A 25,492-nucleotide genomic window follows, 5' to 3' on the forward strand; every position below is an offset into this window, starting at 1 on the left:
CCCCGCTGCGACTAAGCACCGGCCAACTTCGGTAAGGTCTTGCCAAGTCTCGCTCCCCTCCCGCTTGCGGGAGGGAGTAGGGGTGGGTAAGCGGCTAAGAACCAAGGCTTGATAAGGGTTCGCCATGTCTGATTATGTTCTTGTCCTTGATGAAGGCACCACTTCCACCCGCGCTATGCTATTTGCAAGCGACGGCGTGCTTGTGGCGAGCGCTCAGGAAGAGCTGACGCAGCATTATCCGCAAGACGGCTGGGTCGAACACGAGCCGCAAGAGATTTGGGCAAAGACGTTGACGTGTGTGCAAAGTGTGATCCCTAAGGCTGGCGGCGCGGCAATGATCGCGGGGATTGGCATCACCAATCAGCGCGAGACTGTTGTTGCGTGGGATAAGGCAAGCGGTCAGCCGCTGACTAAGGCGATTGTCTGGCAGGATCGGCGCACAGCTCCATTTTGCGAGGAGCTGCGCGCTGCGGGACATGAACCTCATGTGCAGGCCAAAACCGGCCTTCTTCTGGACCCCTATTTCTCGGGCACCAAAATGCGCTGGATGCTCGACCATGTGCCTGCGGTGCGCGCGGCGGCGGATGCTGGCACTTTGGCGTTTGGCACGGTGGAAAGCTGGCTCACTTTCAAATTGTCGGGCGGGGCCTCGCATATTACCGATGCCAGCAATGCAAGCCGCACGCTATTGATGGGGCTTGCGGATGCAGGGTTCGATGAGGGCCTATGCGAATTGCTGGGAGTGCCAATGGGCGCGCTTCCCAAGGTTGTCGACATGTCAGGTGATCTGGCTCGGGCCGACGCCTCGCTATTCGGGCGCGAAATCCCGATCACAGGGCTTGCCGGAGACCAGCAGTCAGCGACTATCGGTCAGGCTTGTTTTGCTCCGGGCGAAACCAAAGCGACTTACGGAACAGGCGCATTTGTACTCACCAATCAGGGGGCAGAAATGCCCAAATCGGATAATCGCCTGCTGAGCACTGTGCTGATGCAGATCGACGGCGAGCGGACTTATGCGATCGAGGGCTCGGTCTTTGTTGCCGGCAGCCTCGTCCAATGGCTTCGCGACAGTTTGGGCATAGTGGGGGCCGCGAGCGAGACCGAGGCGCTGGCACGGTCTATTCCCGACAGCGGAGGCGTCACAATTGTTCCGGCGCTTTCCGGGCTGGGCGCGCCGCATTGGAACGCCGGCGCACGCGCTGTGATCACGGGGCTCAGCTTTGCCAGCGGTAAAGCGCAGATCGCGCGGGCGGCTCTCGAGGCGATGGCGCATCAGACGCACGATTTGGCGCAGGCCTTCGCAGCGGACGGCACAAGGTGGCAGACTTTGCGGATTGACGGCGGCATGTCGGCCAACGACTGGATGGCGCAGGACCTTGCTGACATGCTTGGCATCACGGTGGAGCGGCCCGAATTTGTCGAGACGACTGCGCTTGGCACAGCGATGTTGGCTGCGACTGGAGCAGGTCTATATCCCGATATTGGGTCCGCTGCGGATGCTATGCGCGGCGGGCTCACCACATTTGAACCCACTCTCAGCGGCGCGGTGCGTAAAGACAGGCTTGCGCGATGGAAGAAGGCGCTAAGCGCTGTTTAGGTCCCGGGCTTCATCGGAGCTGTCGAACCCTTGAGTGATTACATGGTGAGATCGCTCAAACGACGTTTAAGCCGCGAGTGGATAGCGCGGGCTGGAGACGCCATTTCGAACCCTGAACGCCATGCGTCATCAAGGCGCGAAATACGCTGGTGCAAAAGCTCGCTTTCAGCGATGAGATCGCATGTCGCAGGCTCCAAAATGGCAAGCGCTTTCTCATCGGAAGGACGGTCCGCTGGCAAAGTTCCGTGCTGGCGCACCTGCGTTTCGCTAAGCTCACCGGAAAAAAAGCTCTTTGATTGAGCAGCCATGCAAGGATATGCATCATGCGCGTGGTCGTCTTCAGGCCCTCGGTAGACAGCGCGAGGCGTGTCATCGTGTCTTCGCCGATCTCTGGCTCATGCGTGCCGCGCGCGAACACAGCTCGCACCTCATCTGCGAGCACGAGTGCTTCGGTGTAAAGCGCTTCCACAATCGGGCGCGAAAGATTCGTTGCTTGCGTCATCGCTTAATTCGCTACTCTTGCAAGGCCCTGCAATCCAGTGGCTTAAGGTTACTATCCCACTAAGATTTTCGCTTGTCTCGTTCAGGGACGATAAGCCTTCCATGCTTAGCCAATTAGGTGGTTCCTCTAGGTATTGCTACGCATAAGGAATTCGGCGTATAAATCGCCTGCGAACGCTGACGTGCGCTTAACCCGTTGCCAGTTGTTTCAAAGCTTTACGCGATGATATCGGGCAACAATGTGTCTTCGATGATCGCAATCTGATCCTTGAGGCGCAGCTTACGTTTTTTCAGGCGAGCAATCTGCAATTGATCGCTCGCTCCAGCCTCAACCAATGCCGCAATTGCTGCATCAAGGTCCCGGTGCTCTGTTTTTAAAAGCTCTAGTCGTTTCAGCAGCTCTTGCTCATTCATGACTATCTTTAGCCCGGTTCATAATTTTACAATTGTCATTCTAGTGCCTGTATGGCGCACACGGCTTCAATGAAGACTTCGTGGATGCATCGCAAGGCCTCGTTTATCATGGCTTTTGCGTAAGGGCTTTTCGCAGGTTGAAGTGGAACGGCCAGTCTTGGATAACTTTGGTGTCGTCGATTCACATCGGTGCGGGGACTTTGCAAGTCACCCAAGATGTGATTTTATCGTGACTGCTGCTCGTGCCCCAGCATCGAGTCGCCAACCGGGGGCAAACCCCCGACACCAACATAGGAGACCAAGTATATGGCAACCGCGCATTCTTCAGGCGTCTCATCCACCCATGTGGATGCTCTCCAAACCAAACACGCAGGGCTAGAAGCCCGTCTCCGCGAAGAGATGGCTCGCCCAGTTCCAGATGCGGCAGCGGTCCAGTCGATCAAAAGACAGAAACTTAAAATAAAGGAGGAGATCGCGCGCTGCTGACCGGCGGCGCATGATTTCTTTCCTTTAACGCAGGCGATGCGCGCTGAGGTCATGCATTTTGACGTGCTGCTCTGTGCGATTACCGCGCCGACTATCCTAAATCAGAGCGCTCACCTTGGCGTTTGCGCCTATGAGCGCTAAGGCCATAGCCTGTAATGACCGCCGTTGACGCAGCCCGCCAGATTCTCACGCGCCTTCACAATGTGATGGCCTCGCGCGCGCGGGCGCAGGAAAAGCTTGATCATGTGGTCGAGATCATTGGCGAAAGCCTATCGTCTGAGGTCTGCTCGATCTATCTCTTGCGCGAGGGTATGCTCGAACTCTTCGCAACCCGCGGCCTTAATAAAAGCGCGGTGCACGTTACCCGGATGGCTATCGGGGAGGGTCTTACCGGGAATATCGCGGAGAAGGCTGAAACGTTAAACCTCGCAGAGGCCAAAGCTCATCCCGACTTTCGGTATCGGCCTGAAACCGGCGAAGAGAAATTCCACTCCTTTGCAGGGGTTCCCATCGTCTACCGTGAGCGGGCGGTGGGCGTCTTATGTGTCCAGCATCTCGATCCCCGACGCTATGAGGCGGTTGAGATCGAGGCGTTGCAGACCACAGCAATGGTCTTGTCAGAGCTCATCACCAATGCGGAATTGGTTGACGAGGAAGAGGCACTGGGTCTCACCCGTGAACAGTCTGGGCCGCAGCTTATCAATGGCCTGGCCCTGGTCAAAGGTCTTGCCGCCGGGGTTGCCGCATTCCACCAACCGCGTGTGCAGATCACGCAAGTCGTGGCCGATGATATCGAGGCGGAACGGCAACGCGTCTACAATGCTTTTGACAAAATGCGTGAGCAGATTGACGGTCTTTCTGCGCAGGCCGATTTTGGTGTTGGCGGCGAGCATGAGGAGGTCCTCGCGACCTATAAAATGTTCGCCTACGATGAAGGATGGTCGCGGCGTATCAATGAGGCGATTGATTCAGGCCTGACCGCAGAAGCGGCGATCGAGCGGGTTCAGCAACACACCCGGATGCGCATGCGCGAGATTGATGATCCGCTGCTTGCTGACCGGATGCATGACCTTGAGGATCTTGCTAATAGGCTTCTTCGTATTGTCGCAGGCCAGCTTGGCACCGCCGCACAGCAGGGCCTTCGCAAGGATACTATTCTGATTGCCCGCAACCTGGGGCCTGCGGAATTGCTCGAATACGACCGCCGAAAATTGAAAGGCGTGATCCTTGAAGAAGGCTCGCTCACTGCGCACGTGGTGATAGTTGCGCGAGCCATGGGTGTGCCGGTGCTTGGCCGCGCAAACGATGGGAATGGCGGGCTTCGCGGGTGTGTGCGCGACGGCGATGAGATCCTGCTCGATGCGACCGCTGCGACGGCGACAATTCGTCCCGCAGCGCCTGTGGCCGAAGCCTTTGCCCAGCGTTTTGCCAAATCAAAAGAACGGCAGGCCGCCTATGCTGAGCTGCGCGATGTCGAGCCCTTCACCAAATGCGGCACCCGAATTCAGGTGATGATGAACGCAGGCCTTCGCGATGACATTGGATCGCTTGCTATGACGGGCGCAGACGGTGTGGGACTGTTCCGGACCGAGTTCCAATTCCTCGTCTCTGCCACTTTGCCTCAAAGAGAGCGGCAGATGAAGCTTTACCGCGATGTGATCGACGCGGCGGGTGACAAGCCAGTGATTTTTCGCACTGTTGATATCGGCGGCGACAAATCGGTCCCCTATCTTGCCTCCGATATGGCCAGCCAGGACGAAAACCCCGCGATGGGTTGGCGGGCGCTTCGCCTCGCGCTGGAACGCGAAGGTTTGATGAAAGCGCAGGCCCGCTCGCTTTTGGAAGCCGCCGCTGGACGCTCGCTTTATGTGATGTTCCCGATGGTCAGCGAAGTGTGGGAGTTTGACGCAGCAAAAGCGGTGTTTGACGAACAACTCGCCTTTCTGCGCTCAAAGAAGAAAACGGTGCCCGAGGCGATCCATTTCGGCGCAATGCTTGAGGTTCCTGCACTGGCAGAGGTGCTCGACCTCCTCTTGCCACGTCTTTCCTTCCTGTCGATCGGCACCAATGATCTGACGCAGTTTCTCTTTGCAGCTGATAGAGGCAACCCCGCGCTTGCAGAACGCTATGACTGGCTGTCGATTCCTATCTTGCGGTTTCTGCGCCGCGTTTCGCGGGAGACTGTCGGAAGCGGGGTGGATGTAGGCGTGTGCGGTGAAATGGGAGGCCGACGGCTCGAGGCATTGGCGTTGCTCGGAATTGGTTATCGCCGCCTCTCGATTACGCCAGCGGCAGTCGGACCGATCAAAGAGTTGGTGCGCAAGGTCGATCTGGCTGAAATCACCGAAGCAATGACACAGTGGCTTTTCAAACCAGAGACCAATTTGCGCAAGGAATTGAGCGCTTGGGCGGAGGCGCGAGAAATTGAAATCGACTAAAGCTGCGTTTTGAATCATCGCTATGTCTCAAACACGGCTCAGACCGCCGAAATTCGGGCGCTATTCGTCCTTGTCGCCAAAGTTTTCGCGCACCATCCCTTGACTCGCTTGCCAACGCAAAGCTTCTATGGCGCCATAACAAAACAAAACACTTGGGCGCGAATGTGAAGCGAGTTGATGGACACCGAAAACAACACGGCAGATGAAGCCGCCACCGAAGACTTAATAGATGCATCTGTTGGGAGCGCTGGTGACCGGTTGAGAAACGCGCGCGATACGCGCCGAATGGAACTGTCTCACATCGCCGCGGAAACTCGCATACCGATCCGACATCTTGAGGCGATTGAAGCAGGCGCGTACGATACGCTGCCCTCGCGCACATATGCGATCGGCTTTGCCCGCAGCTATGCAAAAACCGTTGGCCTTGATGAAAAATCGGTCGCAGATGCCGTGCGCGAGGAGCTTGCCGAAGGGGGGCTGCATCAACCAATGATGGCGGGCGGGATGGAACCGGGAGATGCCGCCAAGATACCCTCGCGTGGGCTCGCGTGGTTTGGGGCAATCGCTGCACTGCTTCTTGCTGCGGGCGTGATCGCCTTCGCCAGCACGTATTTTGGCCAGGGCGCTGAGTTACCCTCACTCATTGCGGATGCTGATGAAGCTGAAGCAGCCGTTGACGCTGGCGCGGATGAAGAGCTGGCCAGCGCTGAAACCGCAAGCGCGCCTGCAGCCGGGGGTCAGGTCGTGCTTACCATGTCAGGCGACGAGGCTTGGGTTCGTTTTTATGAGGACGGCGGTGAACGCTTGTTTGAGGGCGTCATGGTGAACGGCGATACATACGAAGTTCCGCTTGATGCAGACGACCCGCGTATCAACACAGGCCGCCCTAACTTCTTCAGCATTACAATCGGCGGACAGGCGGTTGATCCTCTGGCGACAGAAATGGTCCCGCTAAGCGATGGGCAGGTGTCAGCCGAGGCGCTTCTTGCAAGGAACGCTGAGGTGGCTAGCCAATAAGGTGCCCCGCGTCACTTCGCGCTTTTCGTTAGCTCAGTTCACCTGCTGAAACTCACAATTCCCGGTACATTCCCCGGTTTAGTGAAAGCATGGGCTCGACTTGGGGGCTGGGGTTAGGCAGGATTCGGGCCGTATTCATCTGCCCTGCGCCACACACTCCAAAGCGTTTTGGCAACAATGACCATAAGAATGATCATAAGGGAGCTACGATCTGTCATGAAACTGAGCCCGGCAATCACCCTTTTCAAAAAGGCCCCGAACAGAGCTGCGCCGGTATTGGCCGCTCTCACCGCTGCGGCAGTTACCGTGACCACCCCGATCCCTGCGATGGCGCAGGACAACACCGAGGCACGTCTGCGCAAAGCTGAAGCTGAAATACGCGCGCTGCAACGCTCTGTATTTCCAGGCGGTGATGGGCGCTTCTTCGAGCCCTCTATCTCACCCGATTCAGGCCCGTCGCCAACGCGAACCACGCCCAACACCTCCGCCCGTCCAACCACCACAGCGGTGACCGATATCTTGGCGCGGCTTGATGCAATGGAGCTTCAGCTCCAGCGGTTGACAGCAAAAACCGAGGAAAACGCCAACGCGATGTCGGCGCTCGATACGCGTATCACTGCGCTTGAAACCGGCGGCGCATCGCGCTCTGTTCCGGGCAGTGAGGGCATCACCGGGGGGGCGACAAACAGCAATCTCGATGCGATGACCGATTCTGGTTCCGATACAGGGGGCGGCACGAGCGCGGAAACCAATACTGGCACTGGCGGCACTCCGCAGGACACAGCGCCCAGCACTTCTGCCGCATCAGGTCCAAGCGCTGAGCGGGTTTCCGGCGTTCAGGCGATCACCAAACCGCAAACCGATGATGCGGGCGATGACGAATATTCGTATGGCTTTCGCCTGTGGAATGCTGGATATTTTCCCGAAGCGCGTCAGCAATTGGCGTCATTCGTAGAGAAGTACCCGAGCCATCCGCGTATCACATATGGCCGCAATTTGCTGGGCCGCGCGTTCCTTGACGATGGTAAGCCAGAAGAGGCCGCGCGCTGGTTCTTGCGCAACTATCAGGCGGACCGTACCGCCCGCCGCGCGCCTGACAGCCTGTTGTTTCTGGCCCAATCCATGATTGCAATGGACGATACGCGCCGCGCTTGTATCGCTTTGGCTGAATTCGGAGAGACCTATCCTGCGATTGCGACAGGGCGCCTCGCGAACCAGTATCAAAGCAATATCGAAAAGGTCTCTTGCGACAATTGAGCCCCGCTTGGGGCAAAAGGGGGCGCTCATTGATACCGCGATTAACCTTGAGGCAATTGACCCGGAACTGATTCAGCGTTTTGAGGACGCCCTTGCGCATCTGTGGCCGGTTGACCAACGCGAAGGGCCTCTTGGTCTCGCTGTATCGGGCGGCCCGGATAGCCTTGCCTTATTGCTCCTGGCTGCGGCCTCCATGCGTCATGAAATCACTGTCATGAGCGTAAATCACGGCCTTCGCAAAGAGGCGGGCGACGAGGTCGCTTTGGTTGCGCGCGTCTGCTCTGTTCTGAGTGTCCCTTTTACTCAAGCCACCGTCAAAGTTGCCTCAGGCAATGTGCAGGCCAAGGCGCGAGAGGCACGGTATGATGCGCTTGGTTCATGGGCGCGCGAGCATGGGGCAGGAGCGGTTGCGACGGCGCATCATATGGATGATGCCGCTGAGACTTTGTTGATGCGGCTTGCGAGGGGGAGCGGGCTTTCCGGCCTTGCCGGTGTGCGCGCGGTTGGCACTGTTCCGGGGCACGAAGATGTGACCCTTTGCCGTCCGCTTCTGGGGTTTCGCAAGGAGGAATTGGAAGCGGTTGTGGATGCTTGCGGCATCACGCCTGCAAACGACCCCTCCAACATCAACCCCGCCTTCGACAGGGTCCGTGTGCGCCAACATTTACGCGACCACGAATGGCTCGGCGCTCACGCTCTGGCAGCGAGTGCGCAGCATTTGGCAGAGAGTTGGCGCGCGCTTGAATGGTATGCGCAAATCGACTGGGAAGAGATGGTGGCGGCTGAGGAAAGCCACGATGGGCTCCCGCGATACCGTTATTTTTGCAATGTCCCTCGTGCCATTCAGGTGGAGACGCTCATGCGAATTGTCGCCGAGCTTGGCGGGCGGGTGACCCGCACCCAAGCGGGTAGGGCCGCTGACCGGTTGTGGCGCGGTGAGAATGCGTCTCTAGGCGGTGTGCTTTGCTGGTGCGACATCGAGAAAGTCGCGAAGGTCGGTGTTGAAATGCGTGTGTGGCGGTTCGCACCGGAACCGCCGAGGCGCGTGCATTAGCTAAGCAGCTTTGCACCCACGCCGACGATCTGGCCGCGTGTGATCACCACTTTGTCGCCGCGCTTTGCAATGGCAAAGAGCTTCTCGGCGAACTCATCCGGCACCCCGATGCAGCCGTGCGAGGCAAAGCCATTGGCAACGGGTGAACCGTGAATGGCAATGCCGTCCCATGTGAGACGCAGGGTCCATGGCATGGGAGCGTTGTCGTATTTCTCCGACACGTTGTCCTTCTCCTTGGTCAGGATTGGAAACGTACCAAGAGGCGTGGGGTGGCTGGTCGTGCCCAGCAAGGCGACCGCCGTACCAATTTCGTGACCATCACGGAAAACGCTGATTACGCGCGCATCAAGGTCGACGGTCATCACCAGCTTGCCCTTTGCAGGAGCGCGGCTTTCGTCCCAGAACCATTCGCCGTAACGGATGGTGCCCTCAATCGGCAGGATTGAGTTGATCACGAAAGGATCTTCGGAAGCCTTTTTCTTGGGTGCCTGAGCAATCGCAGGTGCAGGCGTAGGTGCCGAAACTGGAGGCGCAGTTGTTGGTGCGTTCTCCATCGCACGCGCCGTGATCTCAGCAGGTGCAGGCGGAAGCTCTGGTAGATCACCAGCTTGTGCTGGGATCGTGCGAGCAGCAGGCCCGCGAGGCGGGTCAATTACGCCCTCAGGCGCGTCTTGCAGCGTAGCAGGCGTCAATTCCGGTGATGCGGAAGGAAGTTCAGGAAGGCCATCGTTCGGTCCAGTGTAAGGCTCTGGCAGCGATGGGTCGATTACCAGCGAATCTCCGCCAGTTGTCGGGTCAATCGCGCGGATCACCTCTTCATTATCGAGGGCAAACCGCAGATCATCCTCGCCAACATCACCGTCAGACGGTTGTCCCACGACAAGAGTTGCCCCGCCGGTAAGCGCAACAAGCCCAATGACAGTAGCAAGGCGAAGTTTGCCGAAGGCCATAATAAGAAATCCCTTAATCATGCATCCATTATGCCGCTATTTGCCCTTAACCGCTAGTGACTAAGAAGTGACCGTCCCTTCCGGGGACGTCAATAGGCCGCAAATGTTAACATGTGCAGGCCTGATCGTGTAAAGCTTTGTGACCTTTGGCGTGCCAAAGTTCACTGCTATCCATGCGCTCCAAACTGGTTTGCGATGGCGACGGAAAGTCGCAGCATAAGGCCATAGGCACGCTCAATCGGGTCGATGTAATCGCGTGCAATCGCCCCGTATCCCCCGGTATCAGCGTCGGGATAATCGGCAGGCGCGTTCATCGCAAAATCGCTTGGCGAGGGGAACTTCACCGGGAAAGCCCGGCGCATTTGCGCCAAAGCATCGTCAATCCGGAGCGAGAACACCATTTCCAGCACATCCTCGCGGCTGATATCGTTGGCCCGGCTGAAGACCGGCACTGACACGGCACGCAGGAAGATGAACTGCATCAGTGCCAAACGCAGGGATTGGGCGGCACCGATCATGCGGCGCGTGTCCTGATTGAGTGCAACACGTTCTGCGGCTGGCAAATGGTCCAGCAGCCGGTGGAATTTGAGAGTGTCCACGCGCAGGCGAGAGGCGAGGCGGCGGTAGACACCGGTGCGGTCATCCTTCGTCAGATATTCGGCCAGGACCTCGCACGCGCCCGACAAATGCGGCTCTGTCCCTCGGTAAGGACGGCTTGCCCAATAGGCAGAGTTGAACAGCTCGCCATAGGCAGCAACGGTCTTAATGCTTCCCAATGCATTCGATGTTTGGGCGAGCCGCATGAGCTGTTGTCCGCGCTCGCTTGAGATGAGGAGCGCGGCCAATTCTTCGTAGTTTCCATCGGCTGCACTGCCGATCCCGGCGATGACGTTGACCGGGAAACCCAGCTGTTGAAGGATGGAATTGTGCGGGATCGCTCGGATTTGCCTGAGGTTCATATCGCGGTCAGCGCTAAGGTCGCTTTGACGGCGCGAGACGCGGCTGCCGGTGGAATTGAGGAGCCCCAGACCAAAGGCTGTGACGGCGCGGGAGTAAGTTTGGCTGCGCAAATGCGCACGTTGGTGGGCGCGGATAGCGCGGTAGAAATCGAGACTTAAATCGGTGCGGCTATAGAGTGGGTCGTCGCACACTTCGTCTGGCACGGGCGTATCGTTTATGATCCGGGTCAGCGTTGCGCGGGCGAGTGTAGGGTTTGCGAAAGGCAAATAGCCATCGCCCCCCTGGAAGCTTACCTCGGCCTCAAGCCCAATGCCATGACGATGAAACCGGCTGCGCGCCCACGGGCTGAGCGGCCACGTCAGCCGGTCGGCAAAAGAGGAAGGGTGGGCGCCGCGCCCCATGCTTTCGCCGTGGGTGTTGAAGATGAGCGCTGTGACATCGGTGAGCTTGTTGCGCTCCATCGCTTGGGCAAGGCGGCCTTGGAGGCGTTCGATGGCGAGACTTGCCGGGATTTGCCCGACGAACCGCCCCGCATCGGAGAAGCCTGTTTGAATGCACACACGGCCCCGCCCGCGCGCATATTCCTGATAGGCCTCTTCCTTGCACAATGCTTCGAGGAAGCGGCCACCGTGCTCCAGAGCCTCTTCGGTTTCAAACAGGGGTGAGACATCGACCTTGCCCTCAATCCCGAACAGCCTCGAGAGATAGAGTGCGGCGAGCACTGTCGAGGGTTGCTCGCACTCAGCGATAAGCATGCGGATCGGTGTGTCTGCGTCTACATGCTGCAAAATCTGAGCCATGGCGAGGAATTGCCGGGTGGCGGTCGAGCTTTCGATCGCGAGCGAGGCAAAGTTCGTGCGTTTGGGTTCCACCTGCGCAAGCATCCGGCGCAGCGTTGCAACGGCGCCTTTGCTTGCAAGGTCAAGCTCGGGACTTTCATGCAAGTGGATGCGGATCGCGTTGTGCAATTGTTTGGCGTTCACGCGGAAGTGGATATGCGCCATGCCCAAACCATCGGCGCGCATAGCAGCGGCAAGGGTGAGAAGATCGGCGGCTCTTGCGCTGTTTTCTTCGCCTCGCGCCTCTTCCTCAAGCTGCGCGATAATCCCCTCAAGGCTCGTGAGTTTAGCCGGATCATCAGCGGTCAGGCGGTTTGCGGCATCGGAGAGAGCCTCGGGCGCGGACAGGTCGCCTGCAAAGTCCTGAGCGCTCTTTGCGGCATGATCACCTGCGGTTTTGAGCCGTGCGATGAGGGCATGCCCTGAATCAATCGCGGCAAGTTCATCAGCATAGCGCGCCAGGCGCTGCGCCTTTTCGGACAATCGGAACCGGATTGAGGTGTACCATGCAATATCGGTGCGCCCGTCCATGTCATAGCCAACCCATGTGGCAAACCGGAACGGCATCGGGCGAAGCGCCTTCCACTCGCCGGGCCAGCAACCAAAAGCATGTTCATAAACCTCGCGCACGATCGCGTTGCGGGCTTCTTGCGCATGGGCAATCGCCGACATGACCTCGGCGTGTTCGTACTCAAGTGTCACTTGCGGGCGTTGCGCTCCGCTGAGCTCCGGCGAGGCGTGGATTTCTGTGCCAGTGCTTGCTGCATGGGCGACGGCGTTTGTCTGCGCAGGGGTCAGCAGGAAGGTCGGGTGCGCCGTGAAGACCGCGTGGAGGCGGGGGCTTCCCATCGTTTTTGGTAGGCCTCTAAGTCTTCGTCTGCATCACCTGCTACGAATGTCTGAGGGGCGTCGGGCTGGATCAACGAACGCAGCCTGGCGGTGCGAGCGTTGAGGCTCTTGCACTCAAGCTCTTCGACCAGAGTTTCAAGCGCATCAAGATCGAGTGAACTGCCCTCAAGCCCGCGTGATAAGTCGAGCCCAAGTTGAAACACGGGGTTGAACAAAGGGGTCTCGCGCGTGCGGGCATGGAGCTCTTGCAGGCGCTGGGAGAGATGATCGACGGTGTTCAGGGGGAGGGTCATTCGGTCTCCAAATTTGTTTGGGCAAAAGCGGCAGCCGCGCCGAGAAGGCCGGGCTGGGGATGGGTGATAAGCTTGACCGGAAGGCTCGCCATAAGCGAAGCAAAACGCCCCTTGGCACAAAAGCGATCTTCGAAGCCCGATGCAAGAAGCGTCTCGCGAATACGGTAGCCAAGCCCGCCAGCGATAACGACGCCGGATGCGCCTTGGACAAGTGCGATATCGCCTGCAACCGAACCAAGCGCGAGGCAAAAACGGTCAACGGCGGCGGCGGCGAGGGGGTCTTTGCCGCTTGTACCTGCGGTCCATATTTCAACGTCGGTCTTTTCTATGATCGCGCGGCCTTCAAGCGCAGCAAGGGCGGCGTAGATGTCGACGATGGCTGGACCTGCGACCACGCGCTCGTTTGAGACGCGGGTGTGACGCTGGCGAAGCCGTGCGAGGATGGCGTCTTCGATGCTGTCGAGCGGCGCGAAATCACCGTGGCCGCCTTCGGTTGCCTGCACGTGATAGTGGGCGGGGGAAAGCCGCTTGAAATGCGCAACGCCAAGACCTGTTCCTGGGCCAAGCACACTGATCGTGCCGGTGGCGGGCAGCGGCTCGTCGGGGCCTGCGAGATGAAGGAACTGGTCGCTGCCAGCGATTGCTGCGGCGTGAGCGACCGCCTCGAAATCGTTGATGACCACATGGTCGCCCGCGCCCAATTGCTCCGCAATCAAGGGCGGATAGATCACCCACGGGTTGTTGGTGAAGCGGATTAGGTCAGGCTTGATCTTGGCCGCCACGGCCATGGCGAGCTTGTCAGGAAGCGTGCCGCCTTGGACCTCGCGAAAACGCTCCCACGCGGTCTGAAAGCTTGCATATTCGGACGTGCGCAAGGTGGCCGGCTCGCCAAGGGTGATAGAGCCACCTGCGGCAATGTCTGCGATGGCAAAGCGGGCGTGGGTCCCGCCAACATCAGCAGTGACAATTTGTGTGCTGCCACTCACAGCCCTGCTGCCACCAGCATGGCCGATGCGCCTTTTTCTGCTTCGTCCGCTTGCAATTGCATCATGCGGAAAAGCTCGCGGCCAACACCCCATTCTTGCGGTGGGTTGGAGGCGGGGGTGCGCGTGCTGAGGTCGGCATCGGTACTTAGCGTGCCGCTTTCGGCGCACACTGTAACTACATCACCGTCCTGCAGAAGGCTCAGCGGCCCGCCGTCCATCGCCTCTGGAGAGCAGTGGATTGCAGCTGGCACCTTGCCCGAAGCTCCTGACATACGCCCATCGGTGACCAGTGCGACCTTGAAGCCTTTGTCTTGAAGCACGCCCAGTGACGGGGTGAGCCCGTGGAGTTCTGGCATTCCGTTGGAGCGCGGCCCTTGGAAGCGCACAACTACCACAACATCGCGGTCGAGCTCGCCTGCTTGAAAGGCTGCTTTCACCGCTTCTTGTGTTTGGAACACGCGGGCAGGGGCGGTGATGGTGTAGCGCTCTTTGGCGACCGCCGAGGATTTGAAACACGCGCGGCCAAGGTTGCCGGTGAGGAGCTTCATCCCGCCATCGTCTTGGAACGGGGCGGAGGCCGGGCGCAGCATGGTGTCGTCACGTGTTCCGGTGACCTGGCGATAGGCAAACCCGCGTTTTGCCACGAGATTGCTTTCGTCCTCTCCCTCGCGCGGCGCGGCGCGCTGATCTTCGACCGGCTCTTTGGTGTAGGCCTCGAACCCATCGTCCCAAACGGTGAGAATGTCCTCATGGGCAAGCCCTGCGTCGAGCAACTCGCTGATGACATAGCCCATACCGCCGGCTGCATGGAATTGATTTACATCGCCAGAGCCATTGGGATAGACACGGGCGAGCAATGGGACAGCGCTCGAAAGCTCAGCCATATCGCTCCAATCGAGCACGATGCCAGCAGCGCGCGCCATGGCGGGTAAGTGAATCGCGTGATTGGTTGAACCTCCGGTGGCCAAGAGGCCGATAACCGCGTTCACAATCGCCTTCTCATCGACGACTTGAGCAAGGGTGCGCTCCGTCGTACCCGACAATTCAGCAAGACGGTGCACCGCCGCACGGTCGAGCGCTTGGCGCAGCTTTGTGCCCGGCTGCACAAAAGCGCTGCCCGGAATGTGTAGGCCCATCATCTCCATCATCATCTGATTGGAGTTGGCGGTCCCGAAAAAGGTGCAAGTGCCCGGTGAATGGTATGACGCAAGCTCGCTTTCAAGCAGAGCATCGCGGCCCACTTCGCCGCTTGCATATTTCTGGCGCGTCGCCTGTTTCTGGCTGTTGGAAATTCCGCTGGGCATCGGGCCAGAAGGCACAAACAAGGCGGGGAGGTGCCCGAACCGTAACGCGCCCATCAAGAGCCCCGGCACGATCTTGTCGCAGATTCCAAGACACGCCACACCGTCATACATCTGGTGGGAGAGCGCAACGCCGGTCGCCATGGCGATATTGTCTCTGGAGAAGAGCGAGAGCTCCATCCCATCCTCGCCCTGTGTCACCCCGTCGCACATCGCCGGGGTTGCGCCTGCGACCTGACATGTCGCGCCCTTTTCCCGGGCGTAAATCTTCATCCTGTCGGGATAGCGGCCATAGGGTTGGTGGGCGCTGAGCATGTCATTATAGCTCGTCACAATGCCAATATTTGGGCCGCGGTTGTTCTTGAGCGCCTCTTGGTCTTCCAAAGCACCGGCAAAAGCATGGGCTAGCACCGAACACGATACGGCCGAACGCTCAGGCCGCCTGTCCGCCTCGCGCTGCATTAGCTCCAGATAAGCGCCGCGCGACGGCTTCGAGCGCTCGATAATGCGCTGCGTTACGCGTTCGATGACAGGATTGAGATTACTCATGCCAGCTTACTCCATCGCGTTCTGTCAAAGCCACCGCGCCCGAAGGCCCCCACGTGCCCGCCATATAGCCTTGCGGCTTTTTGCCGTCTTGTTCCCAGTTTGCGCGAATGCCGTCGATCCAGTTCCACTGCGCCTCCACTTCATCGCGGCGCACGAAGAGCGTTTGGTCGCCTTTGATAAGGTCGAGCAGGAGGCGCTCATACGCAATGCGCCGCTGCGCTTCGGCAAAGGCGTCGGGCATGGTGATCGCCAATGGCACTTCGCGCAGGCGCACGCCGTCTTCGTCGAGCCCCGGCACTTTGGCCATCAATGACAAAGTGATGTTCTCATCGGGCTGAATTTCGATCAGCAGCCGGTTGGGGTGGAGCGCTCCGCCACCTGTGCCCTCGAAAATCGAGTGCGGCACACTGCGAAATTGCACCAGGATTTCGGTCACCCGCTCTGGCAGGCGCTTGCCGGTGCGCATGTAGAAGGGCACACCTTTCCAGCGCCAATTGTCGACATGCGCCTTGATCGCAACGAAGGTTTCGGTGTTTGACGCCTCGCCCAGTTCTTCGTCATAGCCAGGCACCGCCGCGCCGCCGCTTGCCCCCGCACGGTATTGGCCGGTGACAGTTTCACCAGCGCTGGCCTGACGCAGCGCCCGCAGCACTTTCACCTTTTCATCGCGCACGGCGGTCGCATCGAAGGAGGTCGGCGGCTCCATCGCCACCAGCGCGAGCAATTGCAACATATGGTTCTGCACCATATCCCTCAAAGCGCCCGCATCATTATAAAAGCCAACCCGGCCTTCAAGCCCGACGGTCTCTGCCACGGTGATCTGCACATGCTCGATCACATTAGAGTTCCAAATGGGCTCAAACAGGATATTGGCAAAGCGCAGTGCAAGGAGGTTCTGCACCGTTTCCTTACCCAGATAATGGTCGATGCGGAAAATGCGCTCTTCCGGGAATGCGGCCGCCACTGCGTCATTGATCTCAGCCGAAGAATCGAGGTCCGTACCCAGCGGCTTTTCGAGGCACATGCGCACCTTCTCACCCGTCAGCCCCGCTTTTTCCAAGCCTGCGATGGTTGGCTCGAACAGTCTGGGCGCAGTGGACAGAAAAATTGCAAGGCCGCCATCAGAGGGACCCGCAGCTTCGATTTTAGCGGCCAGATCATCAAACCCGTCCAAAGTGCTCGCATCAAGCGCTTGATAGGACAGCCGGTTGAGAAATCCCGCCATTCCGCCTCGGCGCTCGGCGGGAAGGAACTCTTCCAAAGCCGCGCGCGCCATATCGCGAAAGCCTGCGTCATCAAGATCGCTTCGTGCGGTGCCGATGATTTTGAGGCCCCCAGGCAGCAACCCATCGGCATCCAGCGCGCACAGCGAAGGCAGCAATTTGCGCCGCGACAAATCGCCGGTTGCACCAAACAAAAGCAGCCGATCAGCAGCAAATTCGAATGCAGCCATGTGTTTTTCTCCTTGGAGCGGGCAATGATCTGACAAATTGCCCTACGCCCCTTAGCAGTATCTGCTAGATGTGGACCATAGATTGCATAGCTATTCAAATAGGCGCAGGCCTAAATTAAGGATGGCATTACCAACTTTCGCAAAAGGGTGCAGGCAGTGGACGATCTTCGCAGGAACGTGCGGGTCACCAGCTTTGATGTGGCAGAGCGTGCTGGCGTGAGCCAGTCAACCGTGAGCCGCGCCTTGTCTGGCTCAGCCGTCATCAGCGAAGCAACGCGCCTAAAAGTCATAAGCGCGGCCAGTGAAATGGGCTATTTTGTCGATGAACGCGCTGCTCGGCTCAGGCGCGGGCATACGGGCACTTTGGCCGTTGTGGTGATCTGCAAACTGGGCGAGCGCGCGCGCGATGTGAACCCGTTTTCTTACGCTTTGCTGGGCGGTATTTGCGCAGCGGCAGCGGACCAAGGCCTTGAAGTTTTGGTTTCGCTCCAAGCAGAAAAAGACAAGCTGTTTGGCCATTATGTCGAACGGGGCCAGGCCGAGGGGCTTATTGTTATCGGCACGACCGCCAACCGGGCGGCTTGGGATTACTTCCGAGGGGTTGGTGAAACAGCGTCAGCGACAGGCGCGCCGGTTGCTTTTTGGGGATCGCCTTTGGGCGACCTTGACCGGGTGCTATCGGATAACGAGGCGGGTGCCAAAGCTGCGGCGGATCATTTGACCCAGCAAGGGGCCAAGAAATTGGTCTGCATCGGCTCGCTGGGCAGCCCCCAGCGCCAGTTTGCCGAACGCGCTGAGGTGTTTTTGCAGCGGGCAAGAGCCAATGGGGCCCAAGCTGAGCTTGTCGAGATTGAGCCAGCAGGTGATCGGCGCGAAGAAGGGCGTTTGGCGGCCCGCAGACTCCTCTCGCAGCATGACAATTGCGACGGCGTGTTTGCTGTATGCGATGCGCTAGCGTTTGGTGTGATCGAAGAATTGCAAGCAGCGGGCAAAAGCATTCCAGACGATGTGCGGCTGGTGGGTTTTGACGGCATACCGGCAAGCGAAATGACCTCTCCAGCGCTCACGACTATCGAGCCGGACCTCGATATGGCCGGGCGAATGTTGGTCGAAGCGGTCGCGGGCGCTCTTAGCGATGGCACCAAATTGCCAAAAGTTCAGCGGGTGCCGGTGAAGATGGTGCTTCGAGCAAGCAGTTAACCTTTACGCCGGTGCCCCAATGGGGGCTAATCCGATGACCTTGTCACCTCGACCTCCAGAGAGCCGAAACGATTGGGTCCGAAGGTTGTCAGGAAACTCACATCCGCTGCATCACGGCCCACACCGATCTTCACCGCATCATACGAGGAGGCCATGCCGGTTGCATCGACCAATTGCCAGGCCCCTTTGCCCTTGCTGGCAGGGTCTGCAAGAAAAACCTCGGCGATGGCGTGGAAATCGGGAGGATTGACGCCGGGGGCGTAGCACGTGACATAGCGCGCCGGGATTGCCGAGGCGCGCGCAAGGGCTATCAGTACGTGCGCATAATCGCGGCAGACGCCCCTTCGCTGGATGAAACTGTCTGCTGCATCAGTGCCCGGATCGCTCACCCCGGCTGTGTATTCAAAATTGGCGGCAATCCAGTTGTAAATCGCACAAACTCGAGCTCCGCCCGAAGTGCCGGAGAATTCGGTATCGACAAAATTGTGAAACTGGTCGGATGAGCAATAGCGAGAATCGAACAGGTACTGCACCGCCTCTCCAGGCAATTTGTGAGGGGGAGAGCTGCAAGACCGCCCAGATCGTGCCGCGCCCGGTTCAACTCGGCGCGGGCGGTGTATTCGACATCGAAGCGGCCCTCAGCACGGACCCAGAGGCGCTCTCCAATATCATCATGCGCAGCAATGCGCGCTATATTAGCGGCCTTGCTCAATTGCGTGTCGGATCGCAGCAGCTTCTGGTCGGCAAGGACTGCGGCCTCAAACTGCAAAAGGGCGTCGGTTGGCTGGTCCAACTCGAACGAAAACCGGGTGTGAATGTCGATAAGCATTGCTCTGGCCCCGCAAACAGGTCACGCCGAAACGGCGCTAGATTATGACGCCGAAAAGATCGTGTGCATCAGCGTCTTCGATTGCAACATCCACGATGTCACCAGATGCACATGCCTCAGGCACATTGCGAAGGTAGACCGCGCCGTCGATTTCCGGAGCGTCAGCCTGAGATCGTCCGGTTGCACCAATATCGCCGTCCTCATCGGGTTCGCCCACCTCGTCGATGATGACCGGCAAAGTGCGGCCCACTTTTGCAGTGAGTTTGGCCGCGCTAATCCGCTCGGTGACTTCCATCAGCCGGGCGTAACGCTCTTCCTTAAGGCTCTCAGGCACGGGATTTGGCAGGTCGTTGGCGCGCGCGCCCTCGACAGGTTCGAAGCGGAAAGCTCCCACGCGGTCTAATTGCGCCTCTTCGAGCCATTCGAGGAGGTATTGGAAGTCCGCGTCCGTCTCCCCTGGAAAGCCGACAACGAATGAGGAGCGTATGGCAATATCAGGGCAGATGTCACGCCATGCTTTGATGCGGCCAAGCACTTTTGCCTCGTTCGCTGGACGGCGCATGGATTTAAGAATGCTAGGTGCGGCGTGCTGGAATGGGATGTCGAGATATGGGGTCAAAAGCCCCTCAGCCATCAGCGGGATGACATTGTCGACATGCGGGTAGGGGTAGACATAGTGGAGGCGAACCCACGGCGCGCGGTTGTCGGAGATGCGCAATTGGCCAAGCTCGCGGGCGAGGTCGGTCATATGAGCGCGGACCTCGCGGCCCTTCCACTCTCGTGGGTCATGCTTGGTGTCGACGCCGTAGGCGCTCGTATCTTGGCTGATCACCAACAGCTCTTTGGTGCCTGCCGCGACCAACTTCTCCGCCTCGCGCAGCACTGCGTCGATACGGCGGCTGGCTAGCTTTCCACGAAGGTCTGGGATGATGCAGAACGAACAAGAGTGATTGCAGCCTTCGGAAATCTTCAGATAGCTGTAATGGCGCGGCGTGAGTTTCACATCGGGCTGGGGGATCAGGTCCACAAACGGCCCTTGGCTGGGGGGCGCGTGTTCATGCACGGCCTCAACCACTTGCTCATATTGATGTGCGCCCGTTACCGCCAAAACCTGTGGGTGAGCGGCGCGGATCGCATCGGCCTCCTCGCCCATGCATCCTGTAACAATCACCCGCCCGTTCTCGCTGATGGCTTCACCAATCGCAGCAAGGCTCTCTTCCTTGGCGCTGTCGAGGAAGCCGCAAGTGTTGACCAGCACGACATCCGCACCCGCATAATCGGGGCTCATCGCATAGCCATCAGCGCGCAGGCGCGTAAGGATACGCTCAGAATCGACCAACGCCTTGGGGCAGCCGAGCGAGACCATGCCGACTTTCTTGGCGTCTGGGAGGGATGTGGTTGCAGAAGTCATGATTGGCGCGCCTGTACACGTCTTGTTTTCGAAGCGCCAGAGCCTCCCGCGCCCTGCGACCGGCAGAGGAAAGGGTCCGGGGGACGTTTTCCCCCGGTTGGCCTTCCACCCGGAGCATTTTCGGATACAATCCGCGTCGAAGGGTGAAGGGCGCGGGAGGCTCGGAACTGCCCCGAACGGGAGGGATCTATGGACTTATTGGACGTGAATTGGATCGGTGTGGTCGCGGCTGCGCTTTGCGGCTTTCTGGTCGGAGGCATTTGGTACGGCCCTGTAATGGGCAAAAAGTGGATGGGCGCTGTCGGCCTTACCGAAGATCAAATCAAAGAGGGCAATATGGGCCTCATCTACGGCGGGGCTTTCGCCTTTTCATTGCTCGCAAGCTGGACGCTGGCGCATACGTTTCACACCTTCGAATTCAACGGGGTGGAGCTGTCCGTGACGGTCAAGGTGGTGACGGCTTTAGGGGTAGCGGTAGGCTTCATCATCCCCGCGCTCGGCACCAACTATCTGTTCAGCCAAAAGGGTAAGGCGCTGCTTTTTATCGACGCTGGTTACTGGCTGCTTTTCTACGCGGCGATGGGTTTTGTTCATGCCTACCTGCCTTAGGCGAGCAAAGGAGGACTAATACATGAGTGATTTTGCATTGTGGCCTGTCTTGGCAGGAACAGCCGCGTTCTTTGCGGTGGGAGCACTTTGGTACGGCGTGTTATTTGGCAAAGTTTGGCAACGCGAGGCCGGCCTTACGGACAAGCAGGTGCAAGGCGGAAATCCGGCTCTCATCTTCGGGCTTTGCTTCCTGTTTGAGATGCTGATTGCCATGGTGCTTTGGCATCTGATCGCTCGCACCAATCCTGCGCCCCATGTCGTGATCATGATGTCTGTGGGCTTTGCTCTGGGTGTAATGATCCCTGCGATGGGCATCAATTATCTGTTTCAGCGCAAAAGCGGCCTTTTGTTCGCGATAGACAGCGCCCATTTTCTGATCGGCATGGCTGCGATGGGCGGTGTTTTCCTGCTCTTCCTGTGACGCGGGTTAGCTGGTCCCATTGCTGCTTTCGGAAGGCACGATTTCGACGATGACGTCTCCTGGCTGAAGGCTTTTGCATTCCTCCTCCCAAAACCCGATCGCGCGGCCATTGCGGTAGATGCGAAGACCCCTGCCGCCAGTGCTAAGTTCACCGATGGAGCACCCGCATTCGGTTTCGGTGACAACCCGCTCAACCAGTTGGACGCGGCCTGAGACAGAGGCTAGGTCGGCCAAATAATCGGCGATATGCGGACCATTGGCAGAGCCTGCGAGCAGCAGGCCGGTAAAGCGCACCGGGTTGATGACGTTATCTGCGCCCGCTTGCCTTGCCAGCAACTCGTTATCGTCAGCACGCACCACCACGCTGATCGGTACGCGCGGCGCAAGGTGGCGTACAGTCAGGACGATAAGGATCGAGGTGTCATCGCGGCCCGCCGAAACAAGCACGTTCTGAGCCGTTTGTATACGCACCGCTTTCAAAGTCTCGTCCCGGGTCGCATCCGCAGCAATCACGTTTACACCGAGCTTCTCAGCTTCTCTGAGACGGTCCTCGCTCGGATCGACGACGACGATGCTGTCCGCCTTTGTCCCGCGCTCGATCAGCTCCTCAACGCTCTGAGCACCTGAAACCCCGTAGCCAAGGACGACCACATGGTCCGAGAGCTTATCCTGGATGCGAGCCATGCGCCATTTCTCCCAGCTGCGTTTGATGATGAAATTGTAGGCGGTGCCCACGAAGATAAAGAAAACCAAAAACCGGATCGGCGTCACGATCACCGCCTCTTTGAACCGGGCGCTGTCAGAAACCGGGGCAATATCGCCAAAACCGGTCGTCGTGATTGAAATCATGGTGAAATAGACAACGTCAAGAAAGCTGACATGATTATCGACATTATCGACCAGCCCTTCGCGGTCGAACCAATGGATCATAATCACGATAAAAATAAGGAAGAACGTTGCGAAAATGCGCAGCGATATATCGGCCCAAACTGGCAGACCTACCGCGCGGCGCAGGGGCCGCATCCGCTTTTGCGCAGGGTGGCGCCCACGCTGTTTTGCAAAGAGCCGGTCTACCTCGCCTTGTGCCATTGCGTGTGTGTTTTACCCCTCGAACCGGACAGCAAGATTGTCGATGGTGGGGTAATGCGTCAAGTCAAGTTGTAGCGGCGTGACAGTGACATACCGGTCGGCAATAGCTTCAAGGTCGGTCCCGTGATCCAGTGTGTGCTCAATCGGGTGGAGGCCAAACCAGAAGTATTTGAGGCCGCGCGGGTCCGTCCCTTCGACCACGCTGCCGCGCGAATAGTCGTGAAAACCCTGACGCGTGATACGGATGCCTTGTGCGCCCACAGACGGGAAATTCACATTGAGGAAGGTGCGATTGCCGAAGGGCGCATCAAGGAGCGGCTCAATCACTTTGGGAGCCCATTCCAGCGCCTGCGCAAATTCTGCGTCGGTGCCGCGCGTCTCTGGCGCAATCACTTGGCTCAGCGCGATGGACCGAATGCCCGCAAGCGCTCCCTCCATCGCCGCCGAAGCTGTGCCTGAATAGGTGACATCATCGCCAAGGTTCGCACCCCTATTGACGCCGGACAGGATAAGGTCGGGCTGTTTGTCAGGTCCCAGCACCTCGCGAAGGCCCATGGAAACGCTGTCAGTCGGCGTTCCCGTCACGGCAAAGCGCCGCTCAGAAAACTGCTGCAACCGCACCGGGCGATTGAGCGTTAGCGAGTGTCCGGCCCCCGATTGCTCTTCGGCAGGCGCGCACACCCATACATCGTCTGAAAACTGCCTTGCGATTTTCTCAAGCACGGCAAGGCCCGGTGCATGAATACCATCGTCATTGGTAAGCAGGATACGCATTAAGACACTGGCTCAAGCTTGGTCACGCCGCCCATGTAGGAATGGAGCGCTTCTGGAACCACGACGCTTCCATCCGCCTGCTGATAGTTCTCGATCACCGCAACAAGCGTGCGGCCAACCGCAAGGCCAGAGCCGTTGAGGAGGTGGAAATACTCACTCTTCTTCGACCCTTCCGGACGATAACGTGCATTCATCCTCCGTGGTTGATAGGTCCCGCCATTTGAGCAAGAGCTGATCTCACGGTAAGCGCCTTGCCCTGGCAGCCACACCTCAAGATCATAAGTCTTCATCATTGATGCGCCCATATCGCCAGAACACAGTGCCATCACTCGGTAATGGAGGCCCAGTTTCTGCAAGAGCCCCTCGGCAATGCCAGTGATGCGCTCATGCTCCTCGGCCGCCTGATCGGGCGTTGCGGCAACGATCATCTCGACCTTTTCGAACTGATGCTGACGGATAAAACCGCGCGTGTCGCGCCCAGCTGCGCCCGCCTCAGAGCGGAAGCATGGGGTGAGCGCGGTCAGCCGCATGGGAAAATCGCTTTCAGCAAACAATTGCTCGCGGAATGAATTGCCCAGAACCATCTCAGATGTGGAAATGAGAATACGGTCGTCCTTGGTCCAGAACAGGTCTTCGCCAAACTTGGGAAGTTGCCCGGTGCCGTAGCCTGCCTGCTCATTAATCAGCAGCGGCGGATTGCATTCGGTAAAGCCATGCTCACGCGTGTTGGTATCGAGCATGAACTGCCCCAGCGCCCGGTGGAGCCGCGCCATATCTCCGCGCAGGAAAGTGAAACGCGCGCCCGAAATCTTGGCGCCTGTTTCGAAATCCATGCCGAGAGCGGGCGCCATATCGGCGTGCTCTTGGGGAGTGAAATCAAAGTCTGGCTTCTCGCCCCATTCGCGAAGGTATTGGTTGTCATCCTCGCTCTCCCCATCAGGAACAGACGGGTCGAGAAGGTTGGGTAGAGCCAGCAACACGTCTTGTAGCTTTGCACCAAGCTCACGTTCGTTTTCTTCCAGGGCAGGCATAGACTGCTTAAGCTCAGCGACCTCCGCCTTCAGGCTCTCGGCCTTTTCCTTGTCGCCTTGACCCATCGCCATGCCAATGGCTTTGGAGGCTTCATTGCGGCGCGATTGCATCTCTTGTAGTTTGGTGGCGAGAGCGCGGCGTTCCTCGTCAAGCGCAAGTATCTGCGCCGAAACAGGGTCTGCTCCGCGCCGGGCTAGAATGGCATCAAACCCTTCCGGGTCGTCTCTGATCAGGCGGATATCATGCATGGATCACGCCTATGCCCTCATCGCTTTGGTAAGGGAAGGGGCGATCAACTTGCTCCAAGTAGAACGCCTGCTGATGCGCCAGAAAGCGCGGCCTGGTTCGCATTGAGGCTCTCAGGGCGCTCGACGCTGGGGTAGGCTTCTGCCAGCAGAGCAAGTGCGCTCTCGATTGAAGCCGCAAGGCCCGCATCTTCCCCGCGGATTGCCTCTGCCGAGCGTTCAAAAGCGCTTTGAGCGGCTTTGTAGAAACCGTAGCCATCCAGATAAGGCCCGTAATTGATCTCTTGGCTGGCCTGCGCATACATGCCCACCGCGCGTTCAATCTGGTCAGCGATAACGCCAGCGGCAACTTTGCCATGCGATTTGTCTGAAGTTGGCCCTTTCGCTTCGGCATCGCGGAGGGCGGCGATGATTGTATCGGCCTCAGAGGCGATTTCCTCAGCGCTCGCCCCGCCAATCGCTGCCTCGGATGCTCCTGCGAACAGCGGTGAAAGGTCATCCACCCCTTGCGCCTGGAACACCGGTGCCATTTCAAGCAGAACCTCGGACACAGGATGCGCGAACATCTCCGCGCCCGCCTCGGTTTTGCCAGCAGCATAAGCATCGCGCGCGGCGATCACATGGGCCTCGGCCACGGCGAGTGCTGAGCCATAGATGACAGGGTCATTGCCAGCAGCCGCAATATTGACGCCGCCTTCGCCGCCCTCTCCAGCTTCGCCGCCTTCACCTTCTCCGCCTTCACCTTCTCCGGCCTCACCCACTTGCTGTGTCGCGGTGCTTTCGCCGGTTTCCCCGCCTTCACCCGCTTCTCCAGAGCATCCTGCAACAGTAAGTCCAATCGCGGTTGCAACGCCGAGCTGGGTCCACGTTTTGAGTTCGACTTTCATGATTGAGTGCTCCAAATCAGCAAGACTTCACGCCAGCCATAAGGTGGCGGC

Annotated in this window: 21 protein-coding genes and 2 pseudogenes; 10 read left to right on the forward strand and 13 right to left on the reverse strand. The window is 58.7% G+C overall.

The window, feature by feature from the left end:
• The first annotated feature begins 124 nt into the window (after window positions 1-124).
• Window positions 125-1,597, forward strand: a complete 1,473-nt coding sequence (glpK, locus tag AC0V60_RS01245; protein WP_486176746.1) for a glycerol kinase GlpK — start codon at window positions 125-127, stop codon at window positions 1,595-1,597.
• Between the two features lie 38 nt (window positions 1,598-1,635).
• Here the strand turns inward: glpK and AC0V60_RS01250 are convergent.
• Window positions 1,636-2,099, reverse strand: a pseudogene (locus AC0V60_RS01250) (DUF1465 family protein).
• Between the two features lie 215 nt (window positions 2,100-2,314).
• The gene (locus AC0V60_RS01255) at window positions 2,315-2,512 is read right to left on the reverse strand and encodes a YdcH family protein (protein ID WP_486176747.1); all 198 of its coding nucleotides are present in this window, start codon (window positions 2,510-2,512) and stop codon (window positions 2,315-2,317) included.
• A 306-nt stretch (window positions 2,513-2,818) separates the two neighbouring features.
• Between AC0V60_RS01255 and AC0V60_RS01260 the strand changes: the two genes are divergently transcribed.
• The 5 genes from AC0V60_RS01260 (at window position 2,819) to tilS (ending at window position 8,764) form a co-directional block, all read left to right on the forward strand.
• Window positions 2,819-2,998, forward strand: coding sequence for a YdcH family protein (locus AC0V60_RS01260; protein ID WP_486176748.1), 180 nt, complete (start codon window positions 2,819-2,821; stop codon window positions 2,996-2,998).
• Window positions 2,999-3,153: 155 nt separating this feature from the next.
• Window positions 3,154-5,436, forward strand: a complete 2,283-nt coding sequence (gene ptsP / locus AC0V60_RS01265; RefSeq protein ID WP_486176749.1) for a phosphoenolpyruvate--protein phosphotransferase — start codon at window positions 3,154-3,156, stop codon at window positions 5,434-5,436.
• 177 nt (window positions 5,437-5,613) lie between these two features.
• The gene (locus AC0V60_RS01270; RefSeq protein WP_486176750.1) at window positions 5,614-6,453 is read left to right on the forward strand and encodes a helix-turn-helix domain-containing protein; all 840 of its coding nucleotides are present in this window, start codon (window positions 5,614-5,616) and stop codon (window positions 6,451-6,453) included.
• A gap of 216 nt (window positions 6,454-6,669) precedes the next feature.
• On the forward strand, window positions 6,670-7,710 hold the full coding sequence (locus AC0V60_RS01275) for a tetratricopeptide repeat protein (RefSeq protein ID WP_486176751.1): 1,041 nt from the start codon (window positions 6,670-6,672) through the stop codon (window positions 7,708-7,710).
• A gap of 7 nt (window positions 7,711-7,717) precedes the next feature.
• The gene (tilS, locus tag AC0V60_RS01280; protein WP_486176752.1) at window positions 7,718-8,764 is read left to right on the forward strand and encodes a tRNA lysidine(34) synthetase TilS; all 1,047 of its coding nucleotides are present in this window, start codon (window positions 7,718-7,720) and stop codon (window positions 8,762-8,764) included.
• Here tilS and AC0V60_RS01285 read toward each other — a convergent pair.
• The 5 genes and pseudogenes from AC0V60_RS01285 to zwf form a co-directional block, all read right to left on the reverse strand.
• Window positions 8,761-9,714 (reverse strand): L,D-transpeptidase family protein, encoded by a 954-nt coding sequence (locus AC0V60_RS01285; protein ID WP_486176753.1) that lies wholly within the window; start codon window positions 9,712-9,714, stop codon window positions 8,761-8,763. The two genes, tilS and AC0V60_RS01285, sit on opposite strands and share 4 nt — an antisense overlap.
• A gap of 167 nt (window positions 9,715-9,881) precedes the next feature.
• Window positions 9,882-12,655 (reverse strand): annotated as a pseudogene (locus tag AC0V60_RS01290) (phosphoenolpyruvate carboxylase).
• The gene (locus AC0V60_RS01295) at window positions 12,652-13,641 is read right to left on the reverse strand and encodes a glucokinase (RefSeq protein WP_486176754.1); all 990 of its coding nucleotides are present in this window, start codon (window positions 13,639-13,641) and stop codon (window positions 12,652-12,654) included. Before AC0V60_RS01295 ends, AC0V60_RS01290 begins: the two are co-directional and overlap by 4 nt.
• Window positions 13,638-15,491, reverse strand: a complete 1,854-nt coding sequence (gene edd / locus AC0V60_RS01300; protein ID WP_486176755.1) for a phosphogluconate dehydratase — start codon at window positions 15,489-15,491, stop codon at window positions 13,638-13,640. The genes AC0V60_RS01295 and edd overlap by 4 nt, the downstream gene beginning before the upstream one ends.
• On the reverse strand, window positions 15,484-16,944 hold the full coding sequence (zwf, locus tag AC0V60_RS01305) for a glucose-6-phosphate dehydrogenase (RefSeq protein WP_486176756.1): 1,461 nt from the start codon (window positions 16,942-16,944) through the stop codon (window positions 15,484-15,486). Before zwf ends, edd begins: the two co-directional genes overlap by 8 nt.
• A 156-nt stretch (window positions 16,945-17,100) precedes the next feature.
• On the opposite strand from zwf, the gene AC0V60_RS01310 reads away from it, so the two are divergent.
• Window positions 17,101-18,144 (forward strand): LacI family DNA-binding transcriptional regulator, encoded by a 1,044-nt coding sequence (locus AC0V60_RS01310; RefSeq protein ID WP_486176757.1) that lies wholly within the window; start codon window positions 17,101-17,103, stop codon window positions 18,142-18,144.
• Window positions 18,145-18,170: 26 nt separating this feature from the next.
• Here AC0V60_RS01310 and AC0V60_RS01315 read toward each other — a convergent pair whose 3' ends face one another.
• A complete protein-coding gene (locus AC0V60_RS01315; protein ID WP_486176758.1) occupies window positions 18,171-18,677 on the reverse strand; it encodes a transglutaminase-like domain-containing protein in 507 nt (168 codons plus the stop codon).
• A 50-nt stretch (window positions 18,678-18,727) separates the two neighbouring features.
• Here AC0V60_RS01315 and AC0V60_RS01320 point away from each other — a divergent pair, with 50 nt between their 5' ends.
• On the forward strand, window positions 18,728-19,021 hold the full coding sequence (locus tag AC0V60_RS01320) for a hypothetical protein (protein ID WP_486176759.1): 294 nt from the start codon (window positions 18,728-18,730) through the stop codon (window positions 19,019-19,021).
• Here the strand turns inward: AC0V60_RS01320 and rimO are convergent.
• Window positions 19,011-20,384, reverse strand: a complete 1,374-nt coding sequence (gene rimO / locus AC0V60_RS01325; RefSeq protein WP_486176760.1) for a 30S ribosomal protein S12 methylthiotransferase RimO — start codon at window positions 20,382-20,384, stop codon at window positions 19,011-19,013. The two genes, AC0V60_RS01320 and rimO, sit on opposite strands and share 11 nt — an antisense overlap.
• 189 nt (window positions 20,385-20,573) lie before the next feature.
• Here rimO and AC0V60_RS01330 point away from each other — a divergent pair, with 189 nt between their 5' ends.
• Window positions 20,574-20,993 (forward strand): DUF1761 domain-containing protein, encoded by a 420-nt coding sequence (locus AC0V60_RS01330; protein ID WP_486176761.1) that lies wholly within the window; start codon window positions 20,574-20,576, stop codon window positions 20,991-20,993.
• Window positions 20,994-21,015: 22 nt separating this feature from the next.
• Window positions 21,016-21,414, forward strand: a complete 399-nt coding sequence (locus AC0V60_RS01335; RefSeq protein ID WP_486176762.1) for a DUF1761 domain-containing protein — start codon at window positions 21,016-21,018, stop codon at window positions 21,412-21,414.
• A 6-nt stretch (window positions 21,415-21,420) separates the two neighbouring features.
• On the opposite strand, the gene AC0V60_RS01340 is transcribed toward AC0V60_RS01335, so the two are convergent.
• The 4 genes from AC0V60_RS01340 to AC0V60_RS01355 all read right to left on the reverse strand — a co-directional run bounded on the left by AC0V60_RS01340 (window position 21,421) and on the right by AC0V60_RS01355 (window position 25,441).
• On the reverse strand, window positions 21,421-22,437 hold the full coding sequence (locus AC0V60_RS01340; protein ID WP_486179408.1) for a potassium channel family protein: 1,017 nt from the start codon (window positions 22,435-22,437) through the stop codon (window positions 21,421-21,423).
• A 78-nt stretch (window positions 22,438-22,515) separates the two neighbouring features.
• Window positions 22,516-23,277, reverse strand: a complete 762-nt coding sequence (surE, locus tag AC0V60_RS01345) for a 5'/3'-nucleotidase SurE (protein ID WP_486176763.1) — start codon at window positions 23,275-23,277, stop codon at window positions 22,516-22,518.
• Complete coding sequence (serS, locus tag AC0V60_RS01350; RefSeq protein WP_486176764.1) at window positions 23,277-24,557, reverse strand: serine--tRNA ligase; 1,281 nt, start codon at window positions 24,555-24,557, stop codon at window positions 23,277-23,279. Before serS ends, surE begins: the two co-directional genes overlap by 1 nt.
• Before the next feature lie 44 nt (window positions 24,558-24,601).
• A complete protein-coding gene (locus AC0V60_RS01355) occupies window positions 24,602-25,441 on the reverse strand; it encodes a hypothetical protein (protein WP_486176765.1) in 840 nt (279 codons plus the stop codon).
• Between the last annotated feature and the right edge of the window lie 51 nt (window positions 25,442-25,492).

It is taken from the genome of Erythrobacter sp. S259 (genome assembly GCF_057364965.1).